This window comes from bacterium (assembly GCA_035371905.1).
Lineage (GTDB): Bacteria > Ratteibacteria > UBA8468 > B48-G9 > JAFGKM01 > JAMWDI01.
Map to the genome: position 1 here is coordinate 1 of DAORXQ010000079.1, position 7,868 is coordinate 7,868.

At 31.0% G+C, this 7,868-nt stretch carries 6 protein-coding genes and 1 pseudogene; 2 read left to right on the forward strand and 5 right to left on the reverse strand.

Going from position 1 to position 7,868, the window contains the following annotated elements:
• The 5 genes and pseudogenes from PKV21_07885 to PKV21_07905 form a co-directional block, all read right to left on the reverse strand.
• A partial coding sequence (locus PKV21_07885) for an Ig-like domain-containing protein (protein ID HOM27410.1) occupies positions 1-1,240 on the reverse strand: 1,240 nt, incomplete at its 3' end.
• A 187-nt stretch (positions 1,241-1,427) separates the two neighbouring features.
• Complete coding sequence (locus tag PKV21_07890; protein HOM27411.1) at positions 1,428-2,216, reverse strand: M55 family metallopeptidase; 789 nt, start codon at positions 2,214-2,216, stop codon at positions 1,428-1,430.
• 13 nt (positions 2,217-2,229) lie between these two features.
• Positions 2,230-3,144, reverse strand: coding sequence for an NAD(P)-dependent oxidoreductase (locus PKV21_07895; GenBank protein ID HOM27412.1), 915 nt, complete (start codon positions 3,142-3,144; stop codon positions 2,230-2,232).
• Between the two features lie 40 nt (positions 3,145-3,184).
• A complete protein-coding gene (locus PKV21_07900; GenBank protein HOM27413.1) occupies positions 3,185-4,123 on the reverse strand; it encodes an alpha/beta hydrolase in 939 nt (312 codons plus the stop codon).
• Positions 4,124-4,509: 386 nt separating this feature from the next.
• A pseudogene (locus tag PKV21_07905) lies at positions 4,510-6,022 on the reverse strand (DUF1846 domain-containing protein).
• Positions 6,023-6,169: 147 nt separating this feature from the next.
• Here PKV21_07905 and gap point away from each other — a divergent pair.
• Both gap and PKV21_07915 read left to right on the forward strand, forming a co-directional pair.
• On the forward strand, positions 6,170-7,180 hold the full coding sequence (gene gap / locus PKV21_07910) for a type I glyceraldehyde-3-phosphate dehydrogenase (GenBank protein ID HOM27414.1): 1,011 nt from the start codon (positions 6,170-6,172) through the stop codon (positions 7,178-7,180).
• A gap of 9 nt (positions 7,181-7,189) precedes the next feature.
• Positions 7,190-7,723, forward strand: coding sequence for an NTPase (locus PKV21_07915; GenBank protein HOM27415.1), 534 nt, complete (start codon positions 7,190-7,192; stop codon positions 7,721-7,723).
• Positions 7,724-7,868 lie beyond the last annotated feature (145 nt).

The window sequence follows — 7,868 nt, forward strand, 5'->3', positions numbered from 1 at the left end:
CCTCTGCTCCTCCTTCGCTTAAATTCCATACAGGATATCTCTTTAACTCAGGGTCTGATTTTATAAAACCATAAGAATCTCTTTGAAATTTAGCAATAGGAACCCATGTATTTGCTCCATGTCCTCCACCTTTTTCCCCTCTATATGTAAATCCCCAGTTATTCGGCTCATTCGGTCCTTCAAAACCAAGTAAAATCCCGTCTTTCGCAAGTTCTCTTCCAACTTTAATAAGTTTATTTATATCCTGTATTAAAGGTAAAGTAAATTTAACACCTGTTTCTTTATTTAATTTTTTCATTTCATCTAAACTTGCCATTCCTCTTATCCATCTTATCCCTGTATACTTAATACACTCAATTGTTTTTTCAAAAATTTCTCCTCTTGTTGATATACTTGTATTTATTCCAATACTATCAAGAAAATCATTAACTCTTTCAGCAAGGATTCCTTTACCTTTTACAGAAATTACTTTTACATTACATTCTGCCTTAAATTTTCCATCCCTGCTTACTGCTCTTACGATTGTATTTCCACCTGTAACAGCAACAATAACACCATCAGAATTAACAGTAGCAACTTTTGGATTATCTGAACTCCATTTAAAAATTTTATCTGTTGCATAGTATGGATTTATAATTAAAGAAGGCCTAAAACTTTTTCCCTCAATAAGAACAATTGAAGAAGGGACAATCTCAACATTTTTAATTGGGACTTTTTCAGGGACTTTTTCAATAGTTATATTCCTTATACATATATCTGTTTCCGGTGAAAAAACTCTTAAATCTGCTCCATTCTGTCTGTTTGCAAATTTAGCATTGTCAACATAATATTCAATTTTTTTCCATGTATTTGTTCCTTCAAAATATATCTTCGGTAAATAAACCCTTGGTTCTCCAACTGAATCATACGCAATATAAAATCCTTCATCACTATTAACTTTTTTATCCCAGTATTCAACTTTTATTAAAACTTTATTTATGCCATCATAAATGAATTTATCATCAATATCACAATAAATTACACCTGCTTCTTTTAAAATATTTGTTTCCAGTCCTGTTTTTCCTGCATAATTTTTAATACTTTCCGCTCCAGAATTTGGACCAACTTTTACCTCAATTCCATTTTTAACAATCGGAACACTGAAAATAACACTGACAGAATCAGATGAAAAAAGATTTAACAAATATAAACAAGAAAAAATAATTACAATTTTAAAAATCCTTTCAAATTTTTTAAGCACTCTCCACCTCCATTTTATAATTTAGACCTGAATTTCAAAAAAAAGTTTAATTTGTATACACTATTATACACATTTTAAAAATTCCTGTCAAGATTTAAATTAACTCATGAATAGTTTATGTGGGAGAAATTTTAAAAGTTTGCTTCAATTTGTACTGAATATGTGTGTCATTTTTTAGGGAAATTTTTCATCCTCTATAAAATTTCTTCCATACATCAATAAAATTTTCACCTTTTATTCTTACTTTTGTTGGTTCAATTAATTCAGCATCAGATTTTTCGCCTCTATTAAATGCATCTGCAGTGGATAAGTACTCAATAACAATTTCACATTTTCCTTCCAATTTTACAGGTTTTATTTCTTTTATTCTTTCTAATGCTCTTTTTGTTTTATCCTTTATTATCTCCCTTGCTTTTAAAGGTGAAAGAGAAATTGCACTTGTTTTTGTTATTCCCCACTTTACAATACACTTTTCAATATTACTGACATATTTTTCTGCTTCTTTTACTGCTGCTTCATCTCCTGATATTAAAATTGTGGGTATTCCAAACCAGCCAGCAAGATATATCTTCATTCCAATTTCTCCTATCTTTTCTCCATTCAACCACATATTAACTATTTCAAGTGTATATGTATGATTTAAATTCCCTTTTTCAGTTCCATTCATTGAGTGGTATCCAAGAAGAATTAAACCATCCCATTTTTTATCAAGTTCCCAAAAAGTCGGTACCGGCCTTCCGTGTAATAGTTTAACTTCTTTATGTATTTTTTCAGGAATTATTCCTCCCGGACCATGACCATCTATTACGAGAATCTCATCTACGTCCTTTTCAATACATGCTTCACAGGTTGCATTTACTTCTTCAGTTGCGAGTTCTTTTGCAGTTTCATAATATTTACTCCCGGATAGTGCCTGTGTCTCAAAATCCACAACTCCAGCAACTCCTTCAAGGTCTGTTATAATAATAATTTTCATAACTTTCTCCTTTTTAAATCAGATTTTGTTCTTCCATCCATCTAACCGCTCTTTCCATTGTTTCTTCCGGTGTATATCTGGGTTTATATCCAAGTTTTTTTGAAATTTTTGAAATATCAGGACACATATGCCATTTAAAATGAGTATTTGCCCCTGGTTGTGGATTTATTTTTTCTGAATATTCTCTCCAACTTACCCATTCAACAGGAATATTTACATTATAGATTTTCCCATAGGTTTCAACAAAATTTTTCACTGTAATGGCATATTCTGAACCAACATTAAAAATTTCATCTTCTGAATTTGAAGGTTGAATAATTGAAAGGAAAAAACCTTTTGCAACATCTTCAGCATCACATGGACCGATAAGTGTCTGTCCAGGTTCGGGAAGAAAAACAATTTCTCCCTTTTTATGCTTTTTATGGTTTTCAATACTTCTTTCTCCATAACAATCAAGAGGAATTTTACCAGGTCCACATATATTTGGTGGCATAATAGCAGTAAAGTTCACTCCATCTTTTTTTGTCTGGATTTTAATCTCTTGCATTTCAAGATATCTTTTAGCATAACCGGAAAAAATACAAGGTGATTGAGTTTCTTCAGGAGTTGGAACTTTCTTTGGCTCTCCAAACATCCATATTGAACCGCAGAGAATAAAGTGTTTAATATAAATCTTACATACTTCATAAATACAGGGAGCAAATGTCCCGAGTATATCAACAACCACATCTGGCTTGACTTCATCAAATATATTTTTCCATTCCTCTTTATTTGAATCATAATTTTTTTTAAAAAACTTTATTCTGTTATTCTCAGGCAGGGGTTTAACTCCTCTTGTTAAAATAAAAAGGTCAAATTTTTCCTCTTCCAGCATTTTTACAAGATTTTTACCTATATGTCCAGTACCCCCTATTATAAATATTTTCATTTTTCCCCCTTTTTAAACTTAAAAAATATCTCAGTAAAATTTATTCAGCAGGTATCTCAATAAAATCATTATTTCCTCTTAAACTCTGCCATTTTTCTTTTTCACCCTTAAGATAAAAGTCAAAAAAACTTTCAACAAAATCCATTGCCTTCTTTTTAAATCCTGTCCCATGTCCTCCATCTTTTATCTTAACAAGAGTTACAGGAACATTATTCTCCTTTAACTTATTATAAAGGATTACACTCTGAACATAAGGAACAACATTATCCTTATCTCCATGCATAATTAAAAATGGTGGACAATCTTTATTAACATAATAAACAGGGCTTGCTTTTTTTGCTTTTTCTTTTAACAGTTCAATTTCACCACCTATAAGTTCTGATATTACTTTATAAGGTGAACCCTCCTTATTTGATTTTTCAAAACCTGTTAAAAAATCAGAAGGGCCAAACCAGTCACAGACAGCATTTACTCTGCTTGAATATTCTTTCCAGCCACCATTTCCTTCAAATTCTTTTATATCACCTGTTGTTCCAAGTAAAGCAACAAGATGTCCACCAGCAGATGGACCCCAGACACCAATTTTGTCCTGGTCAATATTATACTTTTCTGAATTTCCTCTTAAAAACCTTATAGCACATTTACAATCTTCAATCTGGGCAGGAAATTTTGCTTCCTGACTCAATCTATAATTTATAGTTACACAAAAATAACCTTTTTCTGCAAATTGAATTAATCTGTAAATACCACCCTGTTTATCTCCACCTCTCCAGGCACCTCCATGAACAAAAACAATAACAGGCATTTTTCCTTCATTTTTTTCAGGTTTTACTATATCCAGAAGTAATTTTTTTCCGTCAACTTCTCCATAAACAACATCTTTAATAATCTCAACATTTTCTGGGATTTTTATATTCTGGGCAGGTAAAAAGATTGATATAAAGAATAGAAAAACAAAAAGAAAAATTTTCAGTTTCATTTTCACTCCTTTTTTATAAATATTTATGAACCCCGTTTCCTTTTTTATTTTGTTATATTTTGTTTTTCCTGTCAACTCCGGTTCTTTCTTAAAGGGGTTTAAACCCCTTTAAAATCCCCAAGAGGTATCAACTCCCCTAAATAGGTGGCTCACCATCTCGCCACCCGTGCTAATCGGTGCTCCTTATTCGTCGCACCAGCACCCCCTCAATCTTTGAGGGTTTAAGGTAATTATAACTTGTTCTGGGCAAAAAACGCCAGAAAAAACAACTGGAATTTTTCAAATTCCAGTGTTTTGTACCTTTGGTTCTGTAAGTATTTACCCTTTTTAAATATAACCTAATTTACTTAATTTAAAAAATTAAAGAAAGTCATTCTTAAAAATTATTATCCTAAAAAAAGTTCTCTTGTAGGGAAATTGGCATCTGCTGTCAAATTTACTTTCAATCGCCTCAATCCAATTTCATCACCCGGGGTTGGTATATGAGTAAGGTGTACTTCACACCCTTTTAAATCCTTTAACTTCTCCATCGCCATCTCTGCAGTGGGATTATTTGTTGCTGATATACTAAGTGCAATCAATGTTTCTTCAAGGTCTAAAATTTCATTTTTAAGTCCAAGAAATTCTCCTTTAAGTTTTTTAATATGCTCTATGATATTTGTTGAAAGGAGATGAATTTTATCCGGTATTTCTGCCATATATTTTATAGCATTAAGAATCATACTTGAAGCAGCAGTCATGAGTTCTGAATTATGTCCTGTAATTATTGTCCCATCCGGTACTTCAATAGCAGCACCACAATATACACTGGAATAATTACCTATCTTCTCCTTTGCTCTTTCTGCCGACATTCTTGCTGGTTTAACAACAGACCTGTCTTCAGGTTTTAAATTGAGTTCTTCCATTAAAAGTATAACTCTTTCAAGAGTTTTATGTGATTCAATCCCAAGAACAAATTCATAGTTATATCTGAAATACCTTCTTATTATTTCCTGTTTTGCTGCTTCTCTTACTACTTCATCATCCACTATAGCAAAACCAATACGGTTTACTCCCATATCTGTGGGAGAACGGTATACAAGATTATTTCCCATAATTTTCTTTAATATTCTCTCCAATACAGGAAAAAGTTCTATATCTCTATTATAATTTACAGCACTTTCCTTATAAGCATTCAGGTGATAAGGGTCAATCATATTAACATTACCGAGGTCAGCAGTTGCTGCTTCATAAGCAATATTTACTGGATGTTTTAGTGGTAAATTCCAGACAGGGAATGTTTCAAATTTTGCATAGCCAGATTTTATTCCTCTTTTGTAATCATGATAAGGTTGAGATAAACAGGTTGCGAGTTTTCCACTTCCAGGTCCTGTCACCACTACAATTGGCTTTTCTGTTTCAATATATGAATTTCTTCCATAACCTTCTTCACTAACAATAGTATTTACATCAGTTGGATAACCTTTTGTTGCTGTATGAAGATATACTTTTATACCTCTATATTCTAATTTATTTTTAAAGGCAACAACATTGGGCTGATTTTCAAACCTTGTTATAACTACCGCTCTAATATCAAGACCATATTCTCTTAACCCATCAATAAGTTTTAGTGCATCTGCATCATAAGTAATTCCAAAAATCTCCTCTAATACGGCCTTTTGCTATATCTCCTGAATATATACAGAGAATAATATCAATTTTATCTTTCAATTCCTGCAGAAGTTTTATCTTTATGTTACAATCATAACCGGGAAGAACCCTTGCTGCATGATAATCATATAGAAGTTTTCCTCCAAACTCCAGATACAATTTACCTTTAAAAAGATTAATCCTTTCAAGAATTGCTTTACTCTGTTCCTCAAGATATTTTTCGTTATCAAAACCAATTTTTCTTATCATAGTTTTTTCAATTTTTCATTAGAAAAATAATATCATTGAACTGAAAATATGTAAAGTGATTTTTTGTCAAAATATTACATTATTGAAATTTTATTGACTTAAATAAAAAAAATCTGGTATAATAAAAAATTAAAAAAGGAGGAAAAAATGGTGAAAATTGGAATTAATGGATTTGGAAGAATTGGTAGATTGGTTTTAAGAAGTGCTATTGAATTAAATTATGACGGATTTGAATTTGTTGCTGTTAATGATATAACTGATGCAAAAACACTTGCTCATCTTTTCAAATATGACTCAAATTATGGAATATTTAATGGAACTGTTGAAGCAAAAGAAAAAAGTATAGTTATAAATGGAAAGGAAATAAAGGTTTTAAGTGAAAAGGACCCAAAAAATTTACCATGGAAGGATTTAGGTGTTGATATAGTAATTGAGTCAACAGGCCTTTTTACAGAAGCGGAAAAAGCACGTGCACATATTGAAGGTGGAGCAAAAAAAGTTGTTATTACTGCACCTGCCAAGGGAGAGGATGTTACAATAGTTATGGGTGTTAATGAGGATATGTACGACCCTAAAAAACATGTAATTCTTTCAAATGCTTCATGCACAACTAACTGTCTTGCTCCAATTGCAAAAGTTTTAAATGACAATTTTGGAATAATTAAAGGACTTATGACAACAATACATGCTTATACAAATGACCAGAGAATTCTTGACCTTCCACATAAGGATTTAAGGAGAGCAAGAGCAGCTGCACTATCAATTATACCTACAACAACAGGAGCGGCAAAGGCGATTGGAAAAGTAATTCCTGCTTTAAATGGGAAGATGCATGGAATTGCTTTAAGAGTACCAACTCCAACTGTTTCCATTGTGGATTTAACTGTTCTTCTTGAAAAAAATACCTCTGTTGATGAAATAAATTCTGCATTCAAGAAAGCAGCAGAAACAAATTTAAAGGGGATTTTACAGTACTGTGAAGAACAACTTGTTTCAAAGGACTTTACAAAAAATCCACATTCCTGTATATTTGATGCTCCTTCAACATATATAGTTGATAATAATTTTGTAAAAGTTTTTGGATGGTATGATAATGAATGGGCTTATAGTTGCAGGGTTGTTGACCTTGTAAATTATGTAATTAAAAAAGGGATTTAAACTTGTAATTTGGTAAAAAACATTTTGATTACAGGTATACCCGGGTGCGGAAAAACAACTTTAATTAAAGAGATTTTAAATTGTGTAAATGTTAAAAAATTTGGATTCTATACAGAGGAAATTAAGGAAAAAGGCAGAAGAATTGGGTTTAAAATTTTTACTTTATCAGGAAAAGAAGGTATTTTAGCACATATAAGTTTTAACACTCCTTATAAAGTTTCAAAATATTATGTTTCTGTTGAAAATTTAGAAAATATTGCTGTTTGTGAGATTGAAAGAGGACTTTTAGAAAGAAATTGTTTGATTGTAATTGATGAAATTGGCAAAATGGAATTGTTTTCAGAAAAATTTAAAAAAGTTATACTCTCTGCTTTTGAAAGTCAGAATAAAATCCTTGCAACTATAATGTTAAAACCACATCCATTCTGTGATATTATTAAGATGAGAAAGGATACAAAAGTTTATATTCTTGATAAAATAAATCTCAATAAAATTAAAGAGGAGATTTTATCAAATTTAAGAATTGATTTTAAAACAACTTAAAATTTTATATTTTTTCCCATCTTTTTGTTTCAATTGACTTTTTTATTTTATCAATGACTTTCATATTGTAAATTCCATCATAAAGTGAAGGACTTGCATTTTTATTTTCATATACACACTTTAAAAAATTATAAATTGAATGGAT